The organism is Rhizobium sp. BT-226, assembly GCF_025847085.2.
Classification (GTDB): domain Bacteria; phylum Pseudomonadota; class Alphaproteobacteria; order Rhizobiales; family Rhizobiaceae; genus Rhizobium; species Rhizobium sophorae.
The window spans coordinates 1,188,866-1,211,410 of record NZ_JAOYTI010000001.1 but is presented as its reverse complement, the minus strand read 5'-3'; the positions used below and the strand labels follow the sequence as shown (position 1 = coordinate 1,211,410).

Here is a 22,545-nt window from a genome sequence, read left to right as displayed (position 1 = left end):
TGATATCTCGGAGGAGATCCAAGAAAATCTAGGGCTAAGATGGTTCGGCAATTCCTCCCTTTAAATGGCTTGAGAGCCTTCGAAGCATCGGCAAGACATCTCAGCTTCACCCGGGCCGCGATCGAGCTTTGCGTTACTCAGGCCGCTGTAAGCCAACAGGTCAAAAGCCTGGAGAAACGATTGGGGGCTGCCCTTTTTCAGCGTCTCCCAAGAGGCTTGAAAATTACTGCAGAAGGCGAGGCTCTTTTGCCGACCCTGACCAATTCCTTCGATCAGATGGCGATCACGCTGGACCGGATTGAAGCCGGGCAGGTTCGGGAATTGCTGTTCCTGGGTGTGGTCGGGACGTTTGCCGTCGGCTGGTTGTTGCCAAGGCTTTCGGATTTTCAACAGCAGCACCCGTTTATCGATGTGCGCGTTTCGACAAACAATAATCGCGTCGATATGGCGGCCGAGGGACTGGACTTTGCCATTCGCTTCGGCAGCGGTTCCTGGCACGGCACAGAGGCGCTGCGTCTGTTCGACGCTCCGCTCTCTCCTTTGTGCACGCCCAAATTGGCCGAGCGTTTGAGGTCGCCTGCAGACCTGGTCGAGGCGACGCTTTTGCGGAGCTACAGGGCGGACGAATGGAGCACCTGGTTTGCGGCAGCGAACGTTCCTCCGGCGGCGCAGATAAACGCAGGTATCGTCTTCGACTCTTCCCTCGCCATGATGGAGGCGGCCCTGCAAGGACTGGGGATCGCTCTGGCGCCGCCGTCGATGTTTTTCAGACATCTATCCTCGGGGGCAATAAGACAACCTTTTCCTACGACCATATCGTTGGGGAGCTATTGGCTAACCCGACTGCAATCGAGGCCGCCAACAGCGGCCATGCTCGCATTTTCCGATTGGATAACGTCGCAGATGTCTTCCGCATCGCAATGACGGCTTCCGGCGAGCCTGGGAACTCCTCCGTCATGCTCCACCGCTACGCCACACAGATGCCCGGCACGGCGACCTTCTGGAAGAGATGCGGGGAGGCGACCGCCGAGGACGGATAGGCCGAGAGCTTCGCCCGAAACTCCGGATGCGAGAATGCCGCCCGGAAGTCGGCGGTCGATTCCCAGACGGCATAATTGAGATAAGCAGGGCTTTCACCGATGGCGCGGTGCATCTGGGTCGAGATAAAGCCCGGCTGCCGTTTCATGAAGGCCGCATCGGCCTGCCAGGTATCAAGGAAGGCTTGCTCATCGGCCTTGTCGAGCGTGAAGAGGTTGATGAGGATGATCGCGGAGGCATCGATCGCGATTTGGCGATCGATTGGGAAGGCAGGGTCCATCGGGCGCATGAGCGACATGGTCGACTCCATCTGGTTTGGTTACATGATGTCAATCTGGTGATACGGATATATTCACTTTGACACTATGATGTCAATATAGCTATATGGTGACAAATGGATGAACTTCAACGGACCCCGGCCGGAACAGCCTTGACCGACCTTATTCTGGATCTCTTCCGGCTCAACAACCGGATGATCAACGCGGGCGACAAGCTCGTCGACGGGCTCGGCCTAACCAGCGCCCGCTGGCATGTGCTTGGCACCGTCGTCACAGCAGGCCGGCCACAGCCGGTCGCTTGGTTGGCGCGCGACATGGGGGCCAATCGCCAGAACGTCCAGCGCATCGTCAACGATCTGGAGAAGGAAGGACTTCTGGCGTTCCAGCCCAACCCGCACCACCGACGGGCACAGCTCGTCGTGCTGACGGACAAGGGGGAACAGGCATACGAAACCGCCATGCGTCTGCAGGCCCCCTGGGTCGACATGCTCGCGGAAGGGCTTCAGGTCGAGGATCTCAAAACCACGCATGCCGTCATGAAGGCGCTGCGCAGCAAACTGGAAGGACATGGAGATGTTGAAGAGCAGGCCTGATCGCTATGGCGCAATAGCGGTCTCGATCCACTGGCTGAGTGCGGTTCTGATCCTGGCGCTGCTCGGCTCCGGCTTCCGGGCTGCCAATGCCATGGACGCCGCGACCAAGGCCGGGCTGTTGCGTTTCCACATTCCGATGGCCGTCGTCGTCCTGCTTCTCACGGCTCTTCGCATTGTCTGGTGGTGGCGTTTCGATCGCAAGCCTGCGCCGGCGCAGGCATTGCCTCGCTGGCAGGAGCGCCTGGCAGGCTTTGTCCACGTCGCCTTCTACATTTTCATTCTCGGCATGGTCGCCAGCGGTATCGGGATGATGATCCTCAGTGGCGCTGCTCCCGCCATCTTCGGGGCAGCCGGCGCCACGCTGCCTGATTTTACCGCCTATCCGCCGCGTGGCCCGCATGGGTTCGGCGCCTTCCTGCTTGTCGGCCTGCTGGTCTTCCATGCCGGTGCCGCGCTCTATCACCAGTTCGTCCGCGGCGATCACCTGTTGCGGCGGATGTGGTATGGCGGCTGAGATCCCGGCACCGTCGATCTCCAGTGGCTCGATGTCTGATGTCTGGCTTCTCGAAGATCTTTCGGACGGCCATGTTCGGGCCTGGCTCAGGAGACGCAGATCGCCAAGCCGAGCCGGCAAGGAGCTGGCCAGTGCCACGTCCAATTCGCTGATCAACGGTCAGCGGGACCGGCTCGACGGTTGGTGACCGCCGTGCACCAAGAAGGCGCGATGAAGCGCCGCGCCGATGCCGCCGAGACGCTTCTCAAATGATGTCACCGTCTGCGTGATGCCGCCGCCCTTGCCTACAAGGGCAGCTGCTTGCCGGCCTGTTCACTGACCATGTATTCGGCGTACCAGTCCGGCCAGTTCTCGTCGTGTTTGCCGCCGTTTCGCTTCTCGTGTTCGCCGTGCGCGGTCGCCGCACGGCGCATGGCTGACGCAAGATCGGTTGAGTTGGCGAATGTCGTCCCGTCGGCGTCGATGCGTCCTGGCAGGCGCGTGGTGACTTCCTGGAACAGCCAGCCGTTGCCATCGGGATCCTTGAAGGAGGCAAAAGAGCGGTAGCTGCGGTGATCGGGATCGCGGCCGGCAATGCGGAGCCGCCCGAACAGATAGGGTTCGTCCTTGCCGGCATAGACGCCGGCCGCGTCATGGAACACTTCGCTGACCTCGACGCCGCGGGCGATGAGATCGCGGCGGGCGGCCTCGATGTCGGAGACGATAAGATAGAGCCCCTGGGCGGAGCCGGGGGCTGCGGCGGTGACGTTCTTGCCGAAGATGATCGCGCAGCCGGAGCCGGGCGGGGTAAACTGGATCACACGGAAATCGGCATCATTGGCGAAGTCGGCGTCGAGCCGCCAGCCCAGGCCGTCGTAAAAACGTTTGGCGCGGTCGACGTCGGAAACGGGGATGACGACCACCTCGAGCTTGGTGTCGACGGGCCGTGTATTCGGGGTCTCAATGGGGGTTTCACTGCGCATTGCATTGCTCATCTTCAGCTCCTTGGGGTTTTGGATGCGTTAAGAATGGCGATACATGTCACCGCCAGTGGACCACAGCGCGGTGAGGGCGTCGAATCAATTATTCTATCGGTATTGAGTGGTCGACGGCGGGTTGACCCCGCCGTCTTCATCGGCTGTTGTTCTTCTGCTCGTCGAGCCGCTTTCACGCAGCGAGAGCGGCGCGGGTTTTGCCGATCGTCAAAGCCGCCTTTGCAGCCTCGCGCCCTTTCTCGACGAAATGTGCGCGGTAGATCTGTTTGTGGTGCTCGGTTTCTTGATACTGATGCGGCGTCAGCGAAACCGACAGCACCGGCACACCGGTATCCATGCCGGCGCGCATCAGCCCATCGACGACAGCCTGGGCGACGAATTCGTGACGGTAGATTCCGCCGTCGACGACGAAGGCGGCGGCAACGACAGCGGCATAGCGCCCGGTTGCCGCAAGATCGCGCGACAGCAGCGGCATCTCGAATGCGCCGGGAACATCGAACACATCGATCTGCTCGGGCGGAATAAGCTGATGGAACCCATCAAGGGCGCGGTCGACGATGTCGGCATGCCAGCTGGCTTTGACGAAGGCATAGCGGGTGGGTGTCACGGTAATCTCCTTTGGCGAACAGACACATCACCCAAGGCGATCACGAACGTCCCCGACAGCCGCAAGGGCGGCAGGAACGCACGTTCTCTTTCATCCGGACTATGACCGTCGGCTCAGGCATCTCACCTGATCTGCTGACCCTTCCGAAGAAGGCGCTCGCGGGCTCGCAATCTAAATTGCATACCGCCGGTAGGGACTTGCACCCCGCCCTGAGAACGGCGCGAACAATAGGGGGAAGGTGACGGGCTGGCAATAGGCCGAAATGCTTCGCGGCCAATGCAGGATCGGGGTCCCGACGCGGCGATTTCGTGTGTTGGTCGATCGCGACGGGCAAGCCCTCTTGCGGAGGATGGGCTTGCGCCTACATGCTGTGCGTGAGGACATTCACGTCAGAATAGCACGGCAGGACAGGCTGCGCCGTCTCCACCGGAGACGGGCAGGGCCGTGGAAACCACGGGAGAGTGAGATGCAAGACCCATTCGTCGTCCACCGTGAGGCGCATATCGCGGCGCCGCCGGCCGCGGTGTTCGCGTTGATGACCGACCCGGAAAAGATCCTGCGTTGGATGGGAACGGAGGCGCAGGTCGAGCCGCAGCCAGGCGGGCTCTATCTCGTCAACGTTACCGGCGCCCGCTTTGCGCGCGGCTCGTTTCGAGAGGTGGTGCCGGTTCATCGCCTTGCCTACAGCTTCGGCTGGGACGGCAGCGAGGTGGTGCCGCCGGGGTCGAGCCTGGTCGAGATCGATCTGATCGAACAGGGAGGCGGAACGCTGCTGCGGCTCACCCATAGCGGCCTGCCGAGCGCCGAGCAATGCGCCGGCCATGCGGAGGGCTGGGCACATTATCTCGGACGGCTGACCGAGGTCGCCGCCGGTCGCGATCCGGGTCCCGATCCTTTTTACGGCAGGACATGAACAATTTTTGCGGGCGGCGGGGCGGCTCTGAAGCGCTTGCCGTTGCGACAACAGCGGTCGGCGAGCGTTCGGACCGGCCGTGCGGAAGCGCTTCTTTTTCTCCCGCAAACATGAACGCGCAGTTCATCTCCAGTTCAATTTGGCGGTCATAAGGTATGGACGGCTGGATTGAAATGGAGTTCTCGATGAAGGCACTTTCTATCGCGGCTGCCTTGCTCGCTGGCAGCCTCTCGTTCGGCACAGCGCAGGCGATGCCGATTGGGACAATCAATGTCCAGAGCAATATCACAAAGGTCGACTACGCCTGCGGTCGCGGCTGGCATCTGACGCGCTGGGGCGAATGCCGGCGAAACTGGCGCCGCCCACCGCCGGTAGCTTTCTACGGTGGTCCGCCTCGCTGGGGCTGGGAGCGGCGTCACCGGGATTGGGATGGCCCGCGCTGGCGCCATGAGAGGCGCTGGGATCGCGACCGCCGTTGGCGGGATGATTACTAAACGTCTCGCTTAAAGCGCGTCGCGTCAAACCGGCGTCATGCGACGCGCTTTAAGTCTTTGATTTATGCATGTCGTTGTCCCAAAACCGCTGCACACTTTGGGCGACATGCATTAGATGGAGATGGACGAAGGCCGGAGCGATTTTCGCCCGGCCTTTTCTGATGAAACGCTTCGCCGACGCTGCCTGGCAACGTTCTCCGGATTGGTCCGATATGCTCAAATCTTGCTGACGAGCCAGTACTTGTCGTCGATCAGTTCTTCGAGCTCTATGGGATCCTTGACGCCGAATTCGAACCATTCGACGAGTTCCTTCGCCTTACGGCTGCTCTCGTCCGCCGTCAGCTCGACCTGATATCTTTCGCACCATCGCCGAAGGATCGACGTCAGCAGCGTCATGTCATTCCCATCCAGCGGATCTTTCGGCCAGAATATCGTACCCATCGCACCCCTCAATCACACGATGACGAACGACCTTATAATGGAATCAAAGCGGCGCAAGTTTAAAGTGTCCATTTTTCGTTTTCCACCGCGGTGAATGGTTTTCGACAGGGGCGTGCTGTCAATGTCGGGCGTCTGCGGGCGGACGCGCTCGAGACAACAGGCTGATCGATGGAAATGTCCTGACGAATGCCTCGAGAGGCGTCCTGACGGACGTGCGGGATGTCGGTTTGTCGACAACCCGGGGATGTCCTTGCGGCTGCACCGCAGGGCGTGCCATGATCACGGTATGGATTTGCCATCTCCCCTTGCCTGGCTGGTTGACGAGGCCGGAGCCTCGCCCGGTCCCGAACGGTTTCTGGCCGAACTCGGGCGCCGGCTGCTGGCCGACGGCCTGCCGCTTTCCGGCGGCACGTTGACGCTTTCGGTGCCACATCCGATCATTGCGCGGCGCACCTGGTTGTGGCGGGCCGAGACCGGTGCTGTCATCGAGGCGCTGGCCTTTGCCGCAGCTCCGCAGAGCAAGGCCGGGCGCGACTGGCTGACCGCGCTCGGGCCGGTATGGGAGGAGCGAAGAGGGCCTTCGCAGGATAGTCCTATGCTCGGCTGGGCGGGTATCGACAACGGGGCAGGGGCCGGCGGATTCGCTCCGGCCGAAGCCGACCGGCTGCGCGAGGTCGCGCGTTTTGCCGCCGCACCGCTCGCAGCGCTCGCGGCGCGGGAGGCGCGGGCAGCCCTGCTCGAAGCCTATCTCGGCCGGCGTAGTGCCGCCCGGGTGCAAGCCGGCGAGCTTGCCCGCGGCACCGGCGAGACCATCCGTGCCGCTCTTCTCTGCGCCGATCTGCGCGATTTCACCGCGCTTTCGGAGGTGACCGAGCCGCATGCGATGATCGCCACATTGGACGCTTGGTTCGATCGTGTGGCAGGCGCCGTGCACGCCTTCGGCGGCGAGGTGCTGAAATTCATGGGCGACGGTGTGTTGGCGATCTTTCCGGTCATGGGCGCTTCCGACGATGCGGGAAGGGTGGGCCACGGAGACCGGGAAGCCTGCGAGGCAGCCCTCAGGGCGGTTGCTGCCAGCCGTGCCGGCATGGCCCATCTCGACCAGATACGCCAGGCGCAGGGGCTGGCGCCGCTGCCCTTCGGCGCGGCGCTGCATTTCGGCGAGATCCTATGGGGCAATATCGGCGCAGCCGACCGGCTGGACTTTACCGCCATCGGCCCCGCCGTCAATCTCGTCAGCCGGCTGGAAGGACTTTGCAAGCCGCTCGGCCGAAGCGTGCTGATCTCGGGCGCGGTTGCAGCGAATACGGCGACGGCCCTGATGCCGCTCGGAGAGCACAGCTTGCGCGGCATTGCCCAGCCTTGCGCGGTCTTCACCCAGCCGGAAAATTGAGCCGCAAGGCAGACCGGGTGCCGCGTATGGGGCGTTTTCCTGCCGGCCGCAACTTTGTCCAATCCCGGAAGCGTGCAAGAGAATCATGATTGTGAAACTCCGCTTTTTTGGCTAAAGCCTGTCCGCACATTGGACGGGAGGTTTCACGCATGGCTCGATACGCACGCACATTTTTCTCTGCTCTGGGGCTGTCTGCAATTCTGATGGCAGGGGCCGCTCAGGCCGAAGAGGGCAAAAAAGTCTCGATCGTTGACGACCGCGGCGTCACCGTCGAAGTCCCGGCGCAGCCGCAGCGCATTGCCTCGATTTCCTATTTCGCCGATGACGTCGCCCTGGCGCTCGGCATCAAGCCGGTCGCAAGCACCTACATGACGGCGCGTCGCGAGCCAGACTTCCTGCTTGGTCTGACCTCTGAGATGAAGCAAATCGGCCAGCGCGCCAAGCCCAATCTCGAGCTTCTCTCCGAGGCGAAGCCGGATCTTATCATCGCGATCCGCCGTTATACGGTCGGCAACGCGGCGCAGCTACAGAACATCGCCCCCTATGTCGCTTACAATATGGAACTGCTCGAAGAGAGCTACGGCGAAACCGCCGCACTTTCGAAGCTGCTCGGCAAGCCTGAACGCGGCGAGCAGCTGAATACCGATTTCCGCAAGCATCTTGCAGAATTTGCCGCAAAGGCGCCGAAGGATATTCATCCGCGCTTCATGATCATGTGGGGCGGCGCAACGCCTTTCGCCTTTCACACGGAAAACACGTCGGCCTCGATCGTGGCGGCGATTGGCGGCGACAATATTCCTGGGCCGAAGACCCCGGGCGGCGAGTTCGGTATCGATCTCAGCCTCGAAACCATGCTGGAGAAGGACCCCGAGGTCATCTTTGTCTATGATTCCGGCCCGGATCGCCCGCATGAGAGCAATCCTATCTGGTCGCAGCTGTCGGCGGTCAAGAACAACCGGGTCTTCTATGTCGGCGACCAGTGGGTCGAGACCAATGGCCCGATTGCCCGCGAGATCGTTCTGCGCGAGGCGGCACATTATCTCTATCCCGACACGTTCCCGGCCGTTGATGTGAGGGCGGAAGCTGCCAAGTTGATTCCCGCCGAACTGCAGAATTAAGCTCAGGACAAGACCTGTGATGGGCCCCCGGCAATCGACTCTGGCTATAGGGCTCATCGTCGCCGCCTCCACGCTGGCGGTGATGTTTGGGTTACTGGTCGGTGCAAAGCCGCTTTCGATCGAGACTGCGGTCCGCGTGCTTCTGGTGCCTGACGGGAAAATCGAATCCATTCTGGTCTGGACGCTACGCCTGCCGCGCAGCCTGACGGCGGCAGCCGGCGGGGCGGGGCTCGCCGTCTCCGGCTACGTGCTGCAGACGTTGACGCGCAATCCTCTTGCCGACCCCGGCATCACCGGCGTGACATCGGGGGCGGTTGCGCCGATCGTCTGCTGTTTCGTGTTCGTCCCCTGGCTGTCGCCTGCCTATTATCCCTTCATCGGTCTTGCCGGCGGGCTTGCGGCTGCCTCGGTGACATTCTGGGTGTCGCGCGGCGGGCGGGGGCGGCCCTTGCAGCTTGCGCTCGGTGGCGTCAGCATCTCGCTCTTCCTCGGAGCGATCACCACCTATGTGCTGCTGCTGACCGGCCCGCAATCGGCATCGCTGCTCTTCTGGCTTGCGGGCGGCTTCCAAGGGCGCACCTGGTCGCACCTCTTCTACATGCTGCCCTGGACGATTGCCGGTGTCGTCGGTGCGCTCGTTTTCCGGCGCGTGATCGGCATGTTCATGCTGAGCGACCATGCGGCCGCCGGCATGGGGCTGCAGCTCAGCCTGTGGAAACCGCTCATCCTTGTTCTCGCTGTCATCCCGGTCGCGGGCGTGGCGCCTATCGCCGGGCCGATCGCTTTCGTGGGCCTTGCCGCTCCGCATATCGCCCGGCTCATCAAGCCTCGGGGCATCGGGTGGGAGATCGGATTATCCGCCGCCCTCGGTGCGCTGATCGTCACGGTCGCCGACGTTGTTGCCCGCAGCGTCGCCATTCCGCGCGAGCTGCCGGTTGGCATCATCACCGCGCTGCTTGGCGGTCCCGTCTTCATTTACCTCGTCCAGCGCGGACAGCTGACCCTTGCAGGTGAGACGCGATGAGCGCCCCGGCCTCCATGCCGGCTGCTTCCGCGGCTCTATGGATGTTTCCGGCGCTCGCTGCGTTGGCGATTCTGTCGCTTGCCGCCGCGATCTTCCTCGGTGTCGCCGACATTCCTCTGGGGGATGTCGCGGCCCTGCTGACGGGCGGTGGCTCATCCGAAGCGCGTTCCATTATCCTTGATATCCGGCTGCCGCGCATTGTCACCGGCATTCTGGCCGGCATTCATTTTTCGCTGGCGGGATATCTGCTGCAGACCATCACCCGCAATCCGCTTGCCGATCCGTCGTTGATGGGCGTGTCGCAGGGGGCGACGCTGTCGGTGACGATCTTCCTGCTGTTCACCGTCTATGTCTTCCAGCCCGGTTCGAACACGCTGGCCGAACTCCCGGTCGCTTGGCTGCCGGCTGCGGGCCTTGCCGGCGGTCTGCTCGCCGGCGGCGTCATCTATCTGCTTGCCTTTCGTCTCGGCTTGAGTGCCCTGCGCATCACGCTCTGCGGCGTGGCGGTCGGCGCGGTGCTGCATGCGTTGGCGACCGGCCTCATCGCGGGATGGGGGTCGGCCCGCATCGAGATCATTCTCGAATGGCTTTCGGGCAGCCTTTACGCCCGCAGCTGGGATCACGCGTTCTTCCTGCTGCCGTTCACGATCGCCGGACTGGCCATGTTGCCGGTCATCTACCGTCCGCTGATGCTGCTGCAGTTCGATGCGCCCGTCGCCCGGTCCTTCGGGCTTTCCTATCGCAGGCAGTTTTCGGTCGTTCTGATCGTTTCCTGCGTGCTTGCGGCGAGCGCCGTCGGTGCCGTGGGTCCGGTCGTCTTCGTCGGTCTCATCGTGCCGCATCTCGCCCGCTTCCTGGCGGGAAGGAATTTCATCCTGTCGCTTGCCCTGACGATCGTGCTCGGCGCCATCATCGTCACGCTCGGCGATCTCGCCGGCCGGCTGCTGGGGCAGGCGGAGGAAATCCCGATCGGGGTGGTCACTGCTGTTTTCGGCGTGCCGCTTCTGCTCGCGCTGCTGCGCAAAACCATGTGAGGCCGAAAATGCCATTGTCCTGCTCCGACCTGTCGGTGATGTACGGCCAACGAAAGGCTCTCAGCAGCTTCAGGCTTTCGCTTGAAAAGGGCGAGATACGGGCGCTGATCGGCCCGAACGGCTCGGGCAAGAGCACGGCGCTGCATGCGCTGGCAGGTCTGATCAAACCGGCGAAGGGCAAGGCGTCGCTGGACGGCGTTGCAGTCGCCTCGATGTCGCGCCGCATGCTGGCGAGAAGGCTCGCCTTCCTGCCGCAACAGCCAACCGCACCCGACGAGATGACCGTCGCCCAGCTCGCACGGCAAGGCCGCTATCCGCATGTCGGCCTGTTCCGCTCCTATGACAGTGGCGATGAGAAGGCGATCGAATGGGCGCTCGAAAGCACCGGACTTACAGGACTTGCCGATCGCAGCCTTCGGGAACTGTCCGGGGGCGAGCGGCAAAGGGCATGGATATCAGCCGCCCTTGCGCAGGAAGCGGAGATCCTGTTGCTCGATGAGCCGACGTCCTTCCTCGATATCGGCTACCAGGTCGAAGTGCTTGACCTGGTGCATCGTCTGAGCCGGGAAAAGGGCGTCACCGTCGTCATGGCGATCCACGATATCAACCAGGCAATCGCCGTCAGCGACCGCATCTCGCTGCTCGAAAAGGGGCAGCTCAGATTTGACGGCGCGCCGCGCGAACTCGCCGAAGGCGACCTCGTTCAGGAAATCTTCCGCGTCAGGGGCCGTTTCGTCCAGGTCTCGCCCGATAGCCCGCCGCATTTCGATGTCGAGCTGACGAGGCTTCAGCGGGCTGACGCCAGCCCTAGAGCCTTTCCGGGTTAGATTGAAGCATTCTGTTGGCTCAAACGGAGTCGGATGGTCGACCGGCCGGCGCGCGTCGTAGCCCGGCTCTACGGCCAAGCCGGCCGGTCGATCAGGCGGCCCGTTTCAGAGCCAACCCGAAGGGCCGGGCATCTTTCCGCCAGGATCAGAGGCGATCGGCTCGGACGTACCAAGGGGTATGCCCATCGCCAATCGCCTCTGCCCTGACGAAAACCTGCTACGGCAGAATGCTGCAATCTAACCCGGAAAGGCTCTAGCGCTTTACCAGCCTGAAGACGATCTTCGTCTGGGTATAGTAAGTCAGCGCATCGGCGAAGTTCGGCGTCCATCCGTCCGCGACGAAGGGGATGAAGCCGTCATATTCGAGCTTGCGGGCCGAAACCTGAAAGCCCGCCTTTTCGAAGGCGCGGCCATAATCGGTGATCGATCGATCCTGAACGACAGTGTTCGTACGGTTGGCGACGAGGGCGCGCCATTTTGGCCAGAGCGGGTTGTCGGTATGGCATCCCGTCACCGCATAATAGACGCCGCCTGATTTCAGCGCCCGCAAGATATCGGCGGCGTGGGCGTCGATATCGGGAACGAGGTAGATGACCTCGTGGCTGATGGCCAGATCGAATTCCTCAGCCCAGCCTTCCAGCCGGCCTCCGATCTGGTGCTGGATCGGCAGGTTGCCTTTCAGCGTCTCGGCCTTGGCGACGGAGGTTTCGGCGATATCGATGCCGAGCGCCTTGCGGAACGGACGTATCGCATAGAGGTGCCGCAGCAGGCGCCCTGATTGCAGCCGAAATCAAGCACGCTCTTGTCGGTGAGGTCCCGCTCGGGGATGAGCTCGATCAGGTGGCGCCAGATGGGTGCATGCCCATCGGCCATCCTGTCTTCGGCATCGGGATCGATATACCAGGTGTCGATGTTTTTCTGCGCTTCCTCAGCCATCCTCTTGCCCCTCGCGTCATGCCGATCACGGTGAGGGTCTTAAAATGCGTGGTCATGCTTGGCTAGATCAGAAGCCGGTTTTCGAGCGCCTTCCACAGCCGTCAAATTTTTTGCAAAGAAAAGTTTGCAAAGATATGTTTGCGATTATATGCTTCGCGCATGAAACATCCCCACACCAAACTCGCAGATGCCGCCGGTGCCCGCACCGTTAGCCGGGTCGTGCCCGAGCCGACCGCGCTGAAGGCGCTGGCGCATCCTGTCCGACTGCGCATGCTCGGCATGCTCAGGATCGATGGGCCTGCCACGGCGACGCAGCTTGCCGGGCGGCTCGGCCTGAACAGCGGCGCGACGAGCTATCATCTGCGCCAGCTTGCCCATTACGGCTTCATCGAGGAGGCGCCGCATGCTTCGCGGCGCGACCGCTGGTGGCGCGCCAGCCATGAGCTGACCTCGGTGCCGCCGAGTGAAGCCGAAGGGGAGGCGCTCGATCTCGACATCGCCTTCAACCAGGCCGCACTCTCGCTGCAGGTCGGCCAGATGCAGCAGGCGCTGGAGGAATATGCCGAGCTGCCGGCCGAATGGCGCAAGGCGACGGCTGCCGACGACATCATCATCCCGATGACGGCGGCACAGGCCGAGGCCCTGACGAAACGGCTGCGCGACATCATCCTGGAGGCCATGCGGGCGGCCCCGTCGCTCGGGGAGGCGGCGTCGCAGGAATCCGGCATGGTTCCCTTCTATGTCATGTTGCACGCCTTTCCCTATCCGGGCCGCGTTCCGCATCGCGAAGGGGAGGATAAGCAATGAGACGGCGCGGGCCGTTCCTGGCGCTCGCGGCTGCCGAGACATTCTCGCTCTCCGGCACGCGGCTTTCGACGATCGCAATTCCCTGGCTGGTGCTGAGCACGACGGGCAGCCCGGTGCTGACAGGCCTGACGGCAATGATGGAGATGCTGCCCTGTGTCATCGCCAAGGCGCTCGGCGGACCGCTGATCGACCGCGCCGGTGCCAAGAGCATCGCCATCATCTGCGACACCGCCTCGGTGCTCGTGGTCGCTCTGGTGCCGCTTCTCGATCTCTTCGGCATGCTCGGCATGCCGGTGCTGCTGCCGCTCGTCTTTGCCATGGGCGTGCTGCGCGGCCCCTCGGATGCGGCCAAGCAGGCGATGGTTCCCGATATCGCCACACTCGCCAATGTACCACTCGAACGAGTGACCGGCGTTGCGAGCGCCATCGAGCGGCTGGCCTCGACGGCGGGTGCGGCCGGCGCCGGTGCTTTGATCGGGCTGGTCGGCCCCGGCCAGGCGCTGCTCGTCAATGCCGCGACCTTCGCCGCGGCCGCGCTGATCGTTGCCGCGGGCATACCCGGGACGCGACGCACGCCTGCGCCCGAGACTCGACCGGTCGAACGGGCTTCCTATATCGAGGATCTGCGCGAAGGCTGGCGCTTTCTGCGAGGCGATGCCGTGCTCGTCAGTATCGTCGCCATGGTGGCGGTTACCAATCTCTTCGACCAGGCCTATCATGCCGTGCTGCTGCCGGTGTGGACAAAAGATGCCGGCCATGGCCCGGAGCTGCTCGGTGCGATGTTCGCCGCCTTCGCCGGCGCCTCGATCGCAGGCGCGGCGATTGCCGCGGCGATCGGCGAGCGCATGCCGCGATTGATGGTCTATACGGTGGCCTTCCTCCTGACCGGTTTTCCGCGCTTTCTCGTTCCGGCGCTGGACGCGCCCATCGGCCTCGTCTTTGCGACGCTCGCCATCGCAGGATTCGCGTCGGGCTTCCTCAACCCGATCCTGTCGGCCGTCATCTTCGAGCGCATCCCCAAGCCGCTGACTGGTCGCGTTACCGCATTGAACACCGCCCTCTGCTTCGCCCTCATCCCTTTCGGCGGCCTCGCCGGCGGCGCGCTGATCAGTACGCTCGGCCTTGCCGCGGCGCTGTTCCTGATGGGGATTGCCTATCTCGCGGCAACGCTTGCGCCGCTGGCACTGAAGAGCTTTCGCGGGTTTGACAGGGGCCTCGCCTGAAGCGTCCAGCTCTAGCCGCGCCCAAGCTCCTCGACCATCAGATCGATGAAGCGGCGGACACGCGGTTCCAGCAGGCGCTTGTCGCGATAGAGCGTGACGATCTTTGCGTCGTCGGTTTCGAGGTCGGCCAGGATCTGCCGGAGGCGGCCGGCAGCGAGATCGTCGGCGACGAGAAAATCGGGAAGCAGCGCGATGCCCAGTCCCGCCAGGGCGGCGTCGCGGATCGCCTCTCCGCTGTCGAGCCTCAGGCGGCTACGGCCCTGCGCCTTGATCCAGGAACCGCCTTCCCCGCGAAAGCGCCAGCCCTGCCTTTGATTGCGGCCGGCGAAGATCAGGCAGTCATGGACCGCGAGATCGTCGATGCCGCGCGGCTCGCCGCGCTCAGTGAGGTAGGACGGCGAGGCGCAGAGCCGCGCCTTATAGGTGGCGATCACGCGCGAGACCAGGCGGGTGTCCGACACCGTTGCCGTCGCGCCGATCCGGATCGCCAGATCGAAGCCTTCCTCGATGATGTCGGCCGGGCGATCGGTGAAGCTCACTTCGACCTGGATGTCGGGCCAGGCCCGAAGATATTTTTCAAGCAAAGGCAGCACGACGAGCCGCCCGAAGGCATCGGGAACGGTAAGCCTGAGAACGCCTCGCGGCGTGCTGTTCTGCCCCGCCACGCTCGCCTCCGCCTCGTCGACCGATGCCAGAATCTGCAGCCCGCGTTCGTAGAACATCCGGCCTTCGTCGGTCAGGCTCAACGTCCTCGTCGTGCGGTTGAGCAAACGCGCGCCGAGCCGGTCTTCAAGACGGATGACGGCCTTTCCTGCCGCCGAACGGGACAGGCCCATGGCCTGGCCGCCGGCGATAAAGCTTCCGGTATCGACGACGGCCATGAAGATCAGAATATCGTTCAGGTTCGTACGCGGCATCAGGCAACTCGAGCGGTTCGGCTACAGCCATAAGTCGGTCAGTCATGGGATCGATTCAAGGTTCCGACCATCAACGTCCAACGCGGCAGTAAGGTTCGACCGCTTCGCTTCTGTGTCGACATCCATTCGTCAAACAACCTGCTGTAGCAGCCATCGCACCGGATCGCCGGTCAACAAGGGTGGCCGGGGCACGACAAACAGGCAGGAAACGGACATGGCCGCCAATGCCGGCTCACGCGCGGCCGGCATCGACGTCAGACGATCCGGGTTCTGCCGAATAGGCCCTGGAAAGCCGGACTACAGCATATCGCCGAGACTCCAATGGTTATTCCATCGGACGTCGATCTCGTCGTCGACATTCTGATATCTTATGTCGGTGGAGAGGCGCAGCCGCCGGCTGCGGTCCTGGTTGGTGGTCGAGGCGTGGATCATGTAGGGCGAGTGGAGCACCACGTCGCCGGCCTCATAATCGGCGGCGAGCCAGCGGGTGTCGAAGCGCTCCGCCATATCGGGCAGATCCTTCGAGATCCAGCCGCCTTCCGCCATGTGGCGGTTATAGGCGCTGATCCGCTCTTCCGCAGAAAGATCGCCGCTTGCGGCCCGGAACTCGGCCTCCATCCTGACGCCCAGCGCGTGCGAGCCTTCGAGATAGACCAGGCCGCCCATCTCGGTGGGGATGTCGCCGATCGGAATCCAGGCCGTCACCAGGCGGCTGGTGCCGCCGCGGAGATAGACGAGATCGTAGTGAGCCGGTGTGGCCATCGGCGTTCCCGGCTGGACGAAACGCATGATCTTGCGCTTGTGGAGATAGGAGATGCCCTGCAGCAAATCGTCCATGAAGCGGGTGAGTGGCGGTTGCGCGCAGAAGCCTTCATAGGCGGCGGAGCGGACGAGCGACATCAGGCGCCTGTCCGCCAGGCTTTTGTCGAAGCCACCGGCAGACGCCAAGCCCAGCGAAAAATCGCTTCCGGGCTCGACCAACCCGGTTTCGGCGAGGCGTTCGAAGACCCAGCGGCGGAAATCGATCACATCGGCCCGCGGCAGAAGGCCTTTCAGCCAGACATAACCATCATCCTGATAGCGGCGCCGGATGGCATCGATGCCGATGCCGGGATCGGTCGGCGCGAGCCAACCGATCCGCTCCGCGGGCAAGGTTCTGCCATTTGCGGCAAGAGGAAATTCCATCTTGCGAGATTGTATGACCTCCGCAGCAATTGACATTTCACTCCTCCGTCGCTTGAGTTGACTTGTCATCAATTACCTGATCCGGCATGCCAACCGACATAGAGAAAATTCATAGCTGGACTTTTCGCTCACCATGAGAGACGCCGAGGCCGTCTATAGAACGCCGCTCGGCGCGGCCGGCGGACTGGCAGTCACCGGCAGCGGCAGGCAGCATGCCCGCCGTGCGGTGACGGATCGGAAACTACCGAGTTTTGCCGTCGTGCTGGTGGAGCGCGGGCAGGGTTGGCTGGAAACCGCCGCCACCGGCCGCATGAGCCTGACCGGACCTGCACTGTTCTGGCTGTTTCCCAACCGCGTGCATTCCTATGGCCCCGACGAAGACGGCTGGGACGAGCGCTGGGCGCTTTTCGAAGGGTCGTTCACGCGGGACTTCGTGAGGCTGAGGATCATCGCGGAGCGACATCCCGTCGTGGCCCTGCACCATCTCGACGAGGTGGTGCGGCTCTTCGGCAAGCTTCACGCCGATCTGCTTGACGACACCAACCTCGGGCAGGCGTCGGCGGCATTGATGCTGCATCGCATCGTCATATCAGCCGCCAGACAGGCAAGCGGCGCGGCTGATCGACGCCAGGAAAGGCGGGACATGGCCGACATTGTGGAAACGCTACGGCGGCGGGCGATGCAACCGTTGGACCTCGCAGCCTTTGCCGCCGAGCACGGCATGTCTCCGGCCACGCTGCGCAGGCGGTTCACGCTCGAGACCGGACTGCCTCCCAAGGCATTTCAGCTTCGGGCGCGCATGGACCATGCCAAACAACTATTGGCAACCACCGACGAAAAGATCGAAACGGTGGCTGCCATGATCGGCCTGGATGACCCGTTTTATTTTTCGCGTGTCTTTCACGAACGAGAGGGCTGCAGTCCTCGCGAATTCCGTGCGAGATATCCGCAGGTTTGAGAGCCGACAACCGTGGCCGGGGCGTCAGCGCCAGCCGAACGCCGAGGCAATTTGGGTCAGGATCGCTTCGATGAGTCTTCTCGTCGATGAAACCGATCTTGTCACCCTCGTCATTGCCGTGCCGAAATAGGCACGGTCGCGGTCGTCGACCAGCGCGAAGATGGCGGCTGACCCAGGAGCCCGGCTGCCGTATCCCGTGTTCACGAAGTCATGTATGATGACGGAGGGTTGGAGACGGTCTTTGATCGCCTAGGAAAAATTTTCGCCGCACCATTAAGTGCAGGCCCGATACCGGGTGGAAGGTTTCGTTGTCCGATCCGTGAACGTCCGGCTTCGCTCTATCGCGGAGGTTCCGGACCGGGAGGGGAAAATGACTTCCAGCGCATCGAATGTCGATCTTGCGCCGTCGAGACCGTCCATTGTCCATGCGGCGGTTCAACTGGGACTGGTCGCCCTTCTGGTCTATGTCTGTGCCAGGATCATATTGCCGTTCGTGGGCATTCTGCTTTGGTCGGTGATCCTGGCGGTCATGCTTCATCCCTTGCATCGGCGCCTGTCCGGCCGGATCGGCAATCGCTGGTCGGCATTTCTCATCGGGATTGTCGGCGTTGCCGTCGTGCTGGTGCCCATGTTCGTCGTGGTCACATCGCTTGGGTCTTCCATTTATTGGCTTGTTTCCGGCTTGCAGAACCACAGCTTGACAATTCCGCCGCCTCCGACGTGGCTTGCCGACCTGCCGGTGGTCGGAACGAAGCTCTCGGAGAGCTGGTCGCTCACTGTCGCCAACTTGCCCCAGGCACTGCGTCAATATGGTGAGATGCTGAGCAAGCCCGCCGCGTGGCTTGCATCTTTCGCTGGAGGCCTGGCCGCCGGTGGGCTGTCCTTCGTTCTTTCCATCACGATCGCTGCCGTGCTTGTCGCTTATGCCAGGGGGGCTGCGGCATTCGCCCTCAGTCTGCTGGAGCTCGTCACCAACAGCAAGGCGCGGGGTGCCCGGCTCATCCATCTGACTGCCACAACGATCCGGGGCGTGGCGGTCGGCGTCGTCGGCGTGGCGGTGATCCAGTCGATGCTCGTTGGCGTCGGCTTCTTCGCCATCGGCGTTCCGGCGGCCGGCGCTCTGACGCTCGTCACGTTTCTCCTGGCAGTCGTACAGATACCGCCGCTGCTGCTGACGCTGCCCGTCATGGCTTATGTCTTTGCCACGGAAGCGACAACACCGGCAATCATCTTCGCCATATGGTCCTTGGTCGCCGGGCTGAGCGACAATTTGCTCAAACCACTGATGCTCGGCCGTGGATCGGATGTGCCGATGCCGGTCATTTTGGTCGGCGTCATCGGAGGGATGCTGGCCGACGGCCTTCTCGGCATATTTGTCGGCCCCGTGCTGCTGGCCGTCGGCTACGTGTTGCTGATGGAATGGCTGCAGCAGCGCTCGCTCGAGGACGGACGCCAGATCGAAGGTCCGGCCCCATGATTACAGTTATCGGTCTCGGCCTGCTTGCGATGTCGATCTGCCTCGCACTCCAGGCGTTGGCTTCAGTGTTGGCCGTGCGTTATTTTGTTTACGCTCGCGCACAGCCCATCGGCCGAAAGCCCAGGCGGATGATCTTCCTGCAATTTTCGGTTCTGATGATCGTGCTCATGCTGGGCAATATCTTCCAGGTCGCTTTTTGGGCACTGCTCTATCGTGTGCTCGGTGCCTTCGAGGACTTCGAAACGGCAATGTATTTTTCGGGCGTCACCTTCACGTCGCTTGGTTATGGCGACGTGGTGCTTGACGGCCGTATCCGGCTGCTTGGGCCGCTGCAGGCAGCCAATGGGCTCATGATGTTCGGGATCACAACGGCCCTGTTTTTCTCGGCTATCCAGCACGCCACGGGGAAACTGACAGCGACAAATCGAACCGCGCATGAGCCCTAATGCAGGTCGCCTAAAAGTGTGCAGCGGTTTTGGGACAACGACATGCAGAAAAATAAAGATCTAAAGCGCGTCGCATGAATCCGGTCGAACGCGACGCGCTTTAGAGTGCTGGAGCCTTGCCGACGAAGACGGCTTGCCCGGGACATTAGCGCCAACCCATCGCAGGCGCGACATGGGTCAGGATCGCTTCTATGACATGGGCGTTGTATTCGACGCCGAGCTGGTTGGGGACGGTCAGCAGCAGCGTGTCGGCCTCGGCGATCGCCTCGTCTTCGGCGAGCTGCTTGATCAGGGCATCGGGTTCGGCGGCATAGCTGCGACCGAAGATCGCCCGGGTTTTCTCGTCGATGAAGCCGATCTTGTCGCCCTCGTCGTTGCCGTAGCCGAAATAGGCGCGGTCGCGGTCGTCGACCAGCGCGAAGATGCTGCGGCTGACTGAGACGCGCGGCTGGCGCGTGTGGCCGGCTTCCTTCCAGGCCGCGCGGTATGCCCGGATCTGGTCGGCCTGCTGGACATGGAACGGCTCGCCCGTCTCATCGTCCTTCAGCGTCGAACTCTGCAGGTTCATGCCGAGCTTGGCCGCCCAGACGGCGGTGGCATTCGAGCTCGCGCCCCACCAGATGCGCTCGAGCAGGCCCTCGGAATGCGGCTCGAGGCGCAAGAGGCCGGGCGGATTGGGAAACATCGGCCGCGGGTTCGGCTTGGCAAACCCGTCGCCGCGCAGCACTTCGAGGAAGACTTCGGCATGGTGGCGGGCCATGTCGGCGTCGCTTTGGCCTTCGGGTGGGGCGTAGCCGAAATGGCGCCAGCCATCGATCACCTGTTCGGGCGAACCGCGGCTGATGCCGAGCTGCAGGCGGCCGCCGGCAATGAGGTCGGCGGCACCGGCATCCTCGGCCATATAAAGCGGGTTCTCGTAGCGCATATCGATGACGGCAGTGCCGATCTCGATCCGGTTGGTTCTAGCACCGACGGCTGATAGCAGCGGGAAGGGTGCGGCCAGCTGTCGGGCGAAATGATGCACGCGAAAATACGCCCCGTCAGCCCCGAGCTCCTCGGCCGCCACCGCAAGCTCGATCGACTGCAGCAGCGCATCGCCGGCGGAGCGTGTCTGCGACTGGGGTGAGGGCGTCCAGTGCCCGAACGAGAGGAAACCGATCTTCTTCATGCTGATGCCGCACCTTGATCCGTTGTGTCTGGGGTTGATGGGTCATGGCATAATTTCGGCCCGAAAGACAATCGGAACCGGATGAGTTCGGCGTATCACTTCTGCGGCATTGGCCTGCCATCCGCCGCTATAACCGACAGAGAGATTGTTACGCCGCGCTAAACCCCTGACATAAACGCGTGTTACAGCCCCCGCCGGCTGCGGCGTGAGCATGGAGTTTTGATGGACCAGCGCAGGGGCTCCTCCTTCGAGGAAATCGACGTCGTAGCAAATTACCGGTATCGTCCGCCTTATCCCGATGCCGTCTTTCGAAAGCTTCTGGCGATCGCTCCGCGGTCGGAGCATCTGCCGGATATCGGTTGCGGGCCGGGGAAAATCTCCCGCCCGCTGTCAAGTTCGTTTGGGAGTGTCACGGCGGTCGATCCTTCCGTGCATATGATTGCGCTGGGCAGATCGCTGCCGGGCGGCGGGGCTGAGAATATCCGCTGGATCGAAAGTTTCGCCGAGGATTTCCCGACCGATGGCCAACGCTTCGATCTGACTGTCGCAGCAGCCAGTATTCACTGGATGGATCATGCCAGGCTGTTTCCGCATCTTCTGGCGAATGCCGCGCCAGGCCATGTCATGGCGGTGGTTTCCGGCGACGACCCGTTCGAGCCTGCTTGGCAATCGGATTGGCATTCATTCCTGGGGAAGTGGGTTCCTGAGGTGACCGGCCAGCCTTTCGATCACGGCAGACGGTCCGAGGGCATGCGCAGCTACCAGAGCTATCTTGACCCGCATGGCAGCGAGGACTTCATATCGAAGCATCCCTTCGAGCAATGCGTCCAGGATTTCGTATCCTGCCAGCATTCGCGCGACACCTTCGCACCTTCGAAACTCGGCGATCGTATCGCAACCTTCGACGCGGAACTCTCTGAATTGCTACGCGCCTATTCGAATCATGATCGGTTGAGCTTTGTCGTACGCACCAGGATTGTCTGGGGCGAAATCAAGCTGATCTGACAAGAGAAGATGTTTGGATTGGGCGTACGGCTTGCTCCCTCTTCTCCCCAGCGGGGAGAAGGTGGCCCGAAGGGTCGGATGAGGGGGGCCGCACGGCACGCCAGTCATTATTGCCCTTCGCTTACGCTCCGCGCATTCACGGCTTCGCCGCTCACCCCTCATCGCCTCGCTATCGCTCCGGCACTTCTCCCCGCTGGGTAGAAGAGATTCGTCGCAGTGCTGCGCCCTCTCTCATCCCCGGTCGCGGGCCATGTGTGAGGCCTGCGACCGGATTCTAATCGGCGTCCCTAACGCGCAGCCTGAAACGCCACCTGGCCGTTGTTCAGGAAGCACGTCTTGTCGAACAGTTTCAAGTCGAGCGGGTTCGGCAATCTGATATCGGCGATATCAGGCAGGGGCTTTTGCGATCGCTCGTAGGATCGGTCGATCTGGGAGATGAAAACCACGATCAGGCCGCGCTCGCGGGCGAAAGCCTTTAGAGTGCGGACCTGGACGGAGAGTTCGGGGTTCTCCCGCTTCTGGTCGAGCAGCTGAAGATAGTCGATGACGACGAGCGTGCCGCGCGGTGCGGACGCCAGTCTCTCGGCGATGTAGGCGGAGCTGATAGCGTCGGAGCCGTCGAATTCGAACAGACGCTCGAATTGCGCCCGGTCGACGCCGATGGCGCGGAAGCGATCGACAATATCCTCCTCCGTATATTCCAGCGAGAAGAACACACCGGGACGGCCTGATTTCATCGCCTCGACGGCGAGTTCGAGGCCCATCAGGGTCTTGCCGTGACCGGGCCGGGCGCCGACGAGCAGGAGATCGCCAGGCAGCAATTGCTGAAACAGCTTGCCGGCGGGTGCTTCCGCCGCTGCTTTTGCCGCAAGCAGGCTCCAGCCGCTGTAGCCTTCGTCCTGGGCCATGCGGTCGAGTGCCTGGTGCAGCGGTATGCCCTCGGCGCGCGACAACGCCTTGGCTTTACGTTTGAGGTGATAAATAGGCGCAGACATCTTCATTCACAAACCTCCTATTGCGAGCGGTTTCCGCAATCCCTCCTTATGCAAGATGCTCGAACAGTCGGTTCGGTTTCAGGTGGCCCCGCATGAAATCTGCTTTCCCGGTGGAGGGAGGAGGCGTGGGCTGCGCCAGAATCAGATCATAGCGCAGGACCGGCCGGGCGAAAATCGCCT

Annotated in this window: 25 protein-coding genes, 1 pseudogene and 1 riboswitch; of the genes and pseudogenes, 17 read left to right on the top strand and 9 right to left on the bottom strand. The window is 62.5% G+C overall.

The features are described 5' to 3' along the window. Positions 1 to 39 precede the first annotated feature (39 nt). Positions 40 to 924, top strand: coding sequence for a LysR family transcriptional regulator (locus OIU37_RS06205; RefSeq protein WP_171603038.1), 885 nt, complete (start codon positions 40 to 42; stop codon positions 922 to 924). Between the two features lie 43 nt (positions 925 to 967). Here the strand turns inward: OIU37_RS06205 and OIU37_RS06200 are convergent, their stop codons facing one another. Then, the gene (locus OIU37_RS06200) at positions 968 to 1,336 is read right to left on the bottom strand and encodes an antibiotic biosynthesis monooxygenase (protein WP_180694668.1); all 369 of its coding nucleotides are present in this window, start codon (positions 1,334 to 1,336) and stop codon (positions 968 to 970) included. 96 nt (positions 1,337 to 1,432) lie between these two features. On the opposite strand from OIU37_RS06200, the gene OIU37_RS06195 reads away from it, so the two are divergent. The 3 genes from OIU37_RS06195 to OIU37_RS06185 are packed head-to-tail and all read left to right on the top strand — an operon-like array spanning position 1,433 to position 2,610. Continuing rightward, entirely contained in the window at positions 1,433 to 1,909 is a 477-nt protein-coding gene (locus OIU37_RS06195) for a MarR family winged helix-turn-helix transcriptional regulator (protein WP_180694669.1), read from the top strand. Beyond that, the gene (locus OIU37_RS06190) at positions 1,890 to 2,423 is read left to right on the top strand and encodes a cytochrome b (protein ID WP_180694670.1); all 534 of its coding nucleotides are present in this window, start codon (positions 1,890 to 1,892) and stop codon (positions 2,421 to 2,423) included. Before OIU37_RS06195 ends, OIU37_RS06190 begins: the two co-directional genes overlap by 20 nt. After that, on the top strand, positions 2,413 to 2,610 hold the full coding sequence (locus OIU37_RS06185) for a hypothetical protein (RefSeq protein ID WP_264256475.1): 198 nt from the start codon (positions 2,413 to 2,415) through the stop codon (positions 2,608 to 2,610). Before OIU37_RS06190 ends, OIU37_RS06185 begins: the two co-directional genes overlap by 11 nt. Positions 2,611 to 2,707: 97 nt before the next feature. On the opposite strand, the gene OIU37_RS06180 is transcribed toward OIU37_RS06185, so the two are convergent. Together OIU37_RS06180 and OIU37_RS06175 are read right to left on the bottom strand one after the other, a co-directional pair. Further along, positions 2,708 to 3,397, bottom strand: a complete 690-nt coding sequence (locus OIU37_RS06180; RefSeq protein ID WP_180694671.1) for a VOC family protein — start codon at positions 3,395 to 3,397, stop codon at positions 2,708 to 2,710. Positions 3,398 to 3,569: 172 nt separating this feature from the next. After that, positions 3,570 to 4,004, bottom strand: coding sequence for a 6,7-dimethyl-8-ribityllumazine synthase (locus OIU37_RS06175; RefSeq protein WP_077978672.1), 435 nt, complete (start codon positions 4,002 to 4,004; stop codon positions 3,570 to 3,572). Between the two features lie 78 nt (positions 4,005 to 4,082). Continuing rightward, positions 4,083 to 4,225, bottom strand: a riboswitch (FMN riboswitch). A gap of 245 nt (positions 4,226 to 4,470) precedes the next feature. Here OIU37_RS06175 and OIU37_RS06170 point away from each other — a divergent pair. Then, entirely contained in the window at positions 4,471 to 4,917 is a 447-nt protein-coding gene (locus tag OIU37_RS06170) for an SRPBCC domain-containing protein (protein ID WP_180694672.1), read from the top strand. 185 nt (positions 4,918 to 5,102) lie between these two features. Continuing rightward, positions 5,103 to 5,411, top strand: a complete 309-nt coding sequence (locus tag OIU37_RS06165; RefSeq protein WP_171603031.1) for a GCG_CRPN prefix-to-repeats domain-containing protein — start codon at positions 5,103 to 5,105, stop codon at positions 5,409 to 5,411. 216 nt (positions 5,412 to 5,627) lie between these two features. Here OIU37_RS06165 and OIU37_RS06160 read toward each other — a convergent pair whose 3' ends face one another. After that, on the bottom strand, positions 5,628 to 5,852 hold the full coding sequence (locus OIU37_RS06160; RefSeq protein ID WP_180694673.1) for a hypothetical protein: 225 nt from the start codon (positions 5,850 to 5,852) through the stop codon (positions 5,628 to 5,630). Between the two features lie 286 nt (positions 5,853 to 6,138). On the opposite strand from OIU37_RS06160, the gene OIU37_RS06155 reads away from it, so the two are divergent. The 5 genes from OIU37_RS06155 to OIU37_RS06135 all read left to right on the top strand — a co-directional run bounded on the left by OIU37_RS06155 (position 6,139) and on the right by OIU37_RS06135 (position 11,248). Beyond that, a complete protein-coding gene (locus OIU37_RS06155; protein WP_180694674.1) occupies positions 6,139 to 7,245 on the top strand; it encodes an adenylate/guanylate cyclase domain-containing protein in 1,107 nt (368 codons plus the stop codon). A 149-nt stretch (positions 7,246 to 7,394) separates the two neighbouring features. Next, a complete protein-coding gene (locus tag OIU37_RS06150; RefSeq protein WP_264256463.1) occupies positions 7,395 to 8,363 on the top strand; it encodes an ABC transporter substrate-binding protein in 969 nt (322 codons plus the stop codon). Between the two features lie 19 nt (positions 8,364 to 8,382). Then, complete coding sequence (locus OIU37_RS06145; protein ID WP_180694676.1) at positions 8,383 to 9,387, top strand: iron ABC transporter permease; 1,005 nt, start codon at positions 8,383 to 8,385, stop codon at positions 9,385 to 9,387. Next, positions 9,384 to 10,421 carry an iron ABC transporter permease gene (locus OIU37_RS06140; RefSeq protein ID WP_180694677.1) on the top strand — a complete coding sequence of 346 codons (1,038 nt, stop codon included), beginning with the start codon at positions 9,384 to 9,386 and terminating at the stop codon, positions 10,419 to 10,421. Before OIU37_RS06145 ends, OIU37_RS06140 begins: the two co-directional genes overlap by 4 nt. 8 nt (positions 10,422 to 10,429) lie before the next feature. Next, positions 10,430 to 11,248: an ABC transporter ATP-binding protein gene (locus OIU37_RS06135; protein WP_180694678.1), complete on the top strand. Its 819-nt coding sequence runs from the start codon at positions 10,430 to 10,432 to the stop codon at positions 11,246 to 11,248. Between the two features lie 253 nt (positions 11,249 to 11,501). Here the strand turns inward: OIU37_RS06135 and OIU37_RS06130 are convergent. Continuing rightward, positions 11,502 to 12,184 (bottom strand): annotated as a pseudogene (locus OIU37_RS06130) (class I SAM-dependent methyltransferase). 159 nt (positions 12,185 to 12,343) lie between these two features. Here OIU37_RS06130 and OIU37_RS06125 point away from each other — a divergent pair. Both OIU37_RS06125 and OIU37_RS06120 read left to right on the top strand, forming a co-directional pair. Continuing rightward, positions 12,344 to 12,991, top strand: a complete 648-nt coding sequence (locus OIU37_RS06125; RefSeq protein ID WP_180694679.1) for a helix-turn-helix transcriptional regulator — start codon at positions 12,344 to 12,346, stop codon at positions 12,989 to 12,991. Beyond that, positions 12,988 to 14,214 (top strand): MFS transporter, encoded by a 1,227-nt coding sequence (locus OIU37_RS06120; protein ID WP_171603021.1) that lies wholly within the window; start codon positions 12,988 to 12,990, stop codon positions 14,212 to 14,214. The genes OIU37_RS06125 and OIU37_RS06120 overlap by 4 nt, the downstream gene beginning before the upstream one ends. Before the next feature lie 11 nt (positions 14,215 to 14,225). On the opposite strand, the gene OIU37_RS06115 is transcribed toward OIU37_RS06120, so the two are convergent. Then, positions 14,226 to 15,131, bottom strand: coding sequence for a LysR family transcriptional regulator (locus OIU37_RS06115; RefSeq protein ID WP_171603020.1), 906 nt, complete (start codon positions 15,129 to 15,131; stop codon positions 14,226 to 14,228). A 297-nt stretch (positions 15,132 to 15,428) separates the two neighbouring features. Then, on the bottom strand, positions 15,429 to 16,352 hold the full coding sequence (locus tag OIU37_RS06110) for a phytanoyl-CoA dioxygenase family protein (protein ID WP_180694680.1): 924 nt from the start codon (positions 16,350 to 16,352) through the stop codon (positions 15,429 to 15,431). Between the two features lie 97 nt (positions 16,353 to 16,449). On the opposite strand from OIU37_RS06110, the gene OIU37_RS06105 reads away from it, so the two are divergent. The 3 genes from OIU37_RS06105 (at position 16,450) to OIU37_RS06095 (ending at position 19,197) form a co-directional block, all read left to right on the top strand. Next, the gene (locus OIU37_RS06105) at positions 16,450 to 17,274 is read left to right on the top strand and encodes an AraC family transcriptional regulator (protein WP_180694681.1); all 825 of its coding nucleotides are present in this window, start codon (positions 16,450 to 16,452) and stop codon (positions 17,272 to 17,274) included. Between the two features lie 370 nt (positions 17,275 to 17,644). Continuing rightward, positions 17,645 to 18,751, top strand: coding sequence for an AI-2E family transporter (locus OIU37_RS06100; protein WP_264256454.1), 1,107 nt, complete (start codon positions 17,645 to 17,647; stop codon positions 18,749 to 18,751). Next, positions 18,748 to 19,197 carry a potassium channel family protein gene (locus OIU37_RS06095; RefSeq protein WP_171603016.1) on the top strand — a complete coding sequence of 150 codons (450 nt, stop codon included), beginning with the start codon at positions 18,748 to 18,750 and terminating at the stop codon, positions 19,195 to 19,197. Before OIU37_RS06100 ends, OIU37_RS06095 begins: the two co-directional genes overlap by 4 nt. 145 nt (positions 19,198 to 19,342) lie before the next feature. Here the strand turns inward: OIU37_RS06095 and OIU37_RS06090 are convergent, their stop codons facing one another. Then, entirely contained in the window at positions 19,343 to 20,365 is a 1,023-nt protein-coding gene (locus tag OIU37_RS06090) for an LLM class flavin-dependent oxidoreductase (RefSeq protein ID WP_180694683.1), read from the bottom strand. 222 nt (positions 20,366 to 20,587) lie between these two features. Here OIU37_RS06090 and OIU37_RS06085 point away from each other — a divergent pair, with 222 nt between their 5' ends. Then, positions 20,588 to 21,370, top strand: coding sequence for a trans-aconitate 2-methyltransferase (locus OIU37_RS06085; RefSeq protein ID WP_264256453.1), 783 nt, complete (start codon positions 20,588 to 20,590; stop codon positions 21,368 to 21,370). A gap of 287 nt (positions 21,371 to 21,657) precedes the next feature. Here OIU37_RS06085 and OIU37_RS06080 read toward each other — a convergent pair whose 3' ends face one another. Continuing rightward, a complete protein-coding gene (locus OIU37_RS06080) occupies positions 21,658 to 22,371 on the bottom strand; it encodes a DNA helicase (RefSeq protein ID WP_180694685.1) in 714 nt (237 codons plus the stop codon). Positions 22,372 to 22,545 lie beyond the last annotated feature (174 nt).

Bases quoted from the DNA above. Each gene is read 5' to 3' on its own strand.
- OIU37_RS06185 (WP_264256475.1), top strand. From the start codon at position 2,413: ATGGCGGCTGAGATCCCGGCACCGTCGATCTCCAGTGGCTCGATGTCT.
- OIU37_RS06195 (WP_180694669.1), top strand. From the start codon at position 1,433: ATGGATGAACTTCAACGGACCCCGGCCGGAACAGCCTTGACCGACCTT.
- OIU37_RS06120 (WP_171603021.1), top strand. From the start codon at position 12,988: ATGAGACGGCGCGGGCCGTTCCTGGCGCTCGCGGCTGCCGAGACATTC.
- OIU37_RS06140 (WP_180694677.1), top strand. From the start codon at position 9,384: ATGAGCGCCCCGGCCTCCATGCCGGCTGCTTCCGCGGCTCTATGGATG.
- OIU37_RS06170 (WP_180694672.1), top strand. From the start codon at position 4,471: ATGCAAGACCCATTCGTCGTCCACCGTGAGGCGCATATCGCGGCGCCG.
- OIU37_RS06095 (WP_171603016.1), top strand. From the start codon at position 18,748: ATGATTACAGTTATCGGTCTCGGCCTGCTTGCGATGTCGATCTGCCTC.
- OIU37_RS06100 (WP_264256454.1), top strand. From the start codon at position 17,645: ATGACTTCCAGCGCATCGAATGTCGATCTTGCGCCGTCGAGACCGTCC.
- OIU37_RS06150 (WP_264256463.1), top strand. From the start codon at position 7,395: ATGGCTCGATACGCACGCACATTTTTCTCTGCTCTGGGGCTGTCTGCA.
- OIU37_RS06155 (WP_180694674.1), top strand. From the start codon at position 6,139: ATGGATTTGCCATCTCCCCTTGCCTGGCTGGTTGACGAGGCCGGAGCC.
- OIU37_RS06205 (WP_171603038.1), top strand. From the start codon at position 40: ATGGTTCGGCAATTCCTCCCTTTAAATGGCTTGAGAGCCTTCGAAGCA.
- OIU37_RS06105 (WP_180694681.1), top strand. From the start codon at position 16,450: ATGAGAGACGCCGAGGCCGTCTATAGAACGCCGCTCGGCGCGGCCGGC.
- OIU37_RS06165 (WP_171603031.1), top strand. From the start codon at position 5,103: ATGAAGGCACTTTCTATCGCGGCTGCCTTGCTCGCTGGCAGCCTCTCG.
- OIU37_RS06125 (WP_180694679.1), top strand. From the start codon at position 12,344: ATGAAACATCCCCACACCAAACTCGCAGATGCCGCCGGTGCCCGCACC.
- OIU37_RS06080 (WP_180694685.1), bottom strand. From the start codon at position 22,371: ATGAAGATGTCTGCGCCTATTTATCACCTCAAACGTAAAGCCAAGGCG.
- OIU37_RS06115 (WP_171603020.1), bottom strand. From the start codon at position 15,131: ATGCCGCGTACGAACCTGAACGATATTCTGATCTTCATGGCCGTCGTC.
- OIU37_RS06135 (WP_180694678.1), top strand. From the start codon at position 10,430: ATGCCATTGTCCTGCTCCGACCTGTCGGTGATGTACGGCCAACGAAAG.
- OIU37_RS06145 (WP_180694676.1), top strand. From the start codon at position 8,383: ATGGGCCCCCGGCAATCGACTCTGGCTATAGGGCTCATCGTCGCCGCC.
- OIU37_RS06160 (WP_180694673.1), bottom strand. From the start codon at position 5,852: ATGGGTACGATATTCTGGCCGAAAGATCCGCTGGATGGGAATGACATG.
- OIU37_RS06110 (WP_180694680.1), bottom strand. From the start codon at position 16,352: ATGTCAATTGCTGCGGAGGTCATACAATCTCGCAAGATGGAATTTCCT.
- OIU37_RS06090 (WP_180694683.1), bottom strand. From the start codon at position 20,365: ATGAAGAAGATCGGTTTCCTCTCGTTCGGGCACTGGACGCCCTCACCC.
- OIU37_RS06200 (WP_180694668.1), bottom strand. From the start codon at position 1,336: ATGTCGCTCATGCGCCCGATGGACCCTGCCTTCCCAATCGATCGCCAA.
- OIU37_RS06180 (WP_180694671.1), bottom strand. From the start codon at position 3,397: ATGAGCAATGCAATGCGCAGTGAAACCCCCATTGAGACCCCGAATACA.
- OIU37_RS06190 (WP_180694670.1), top strand. From the start codon at position 1,890: ATGTTGAAGAGCAGGCCTGATCGCTATGGCGCAATAGCGGTCTCGATC.
- OIU37_RS06085 (WP_264256453.1), top strand. From the start codon at position 20,588: ATGGACCAGCGCAGGGGCTCCTCCTTCGAGGAAATCGACGTCGTAGCA.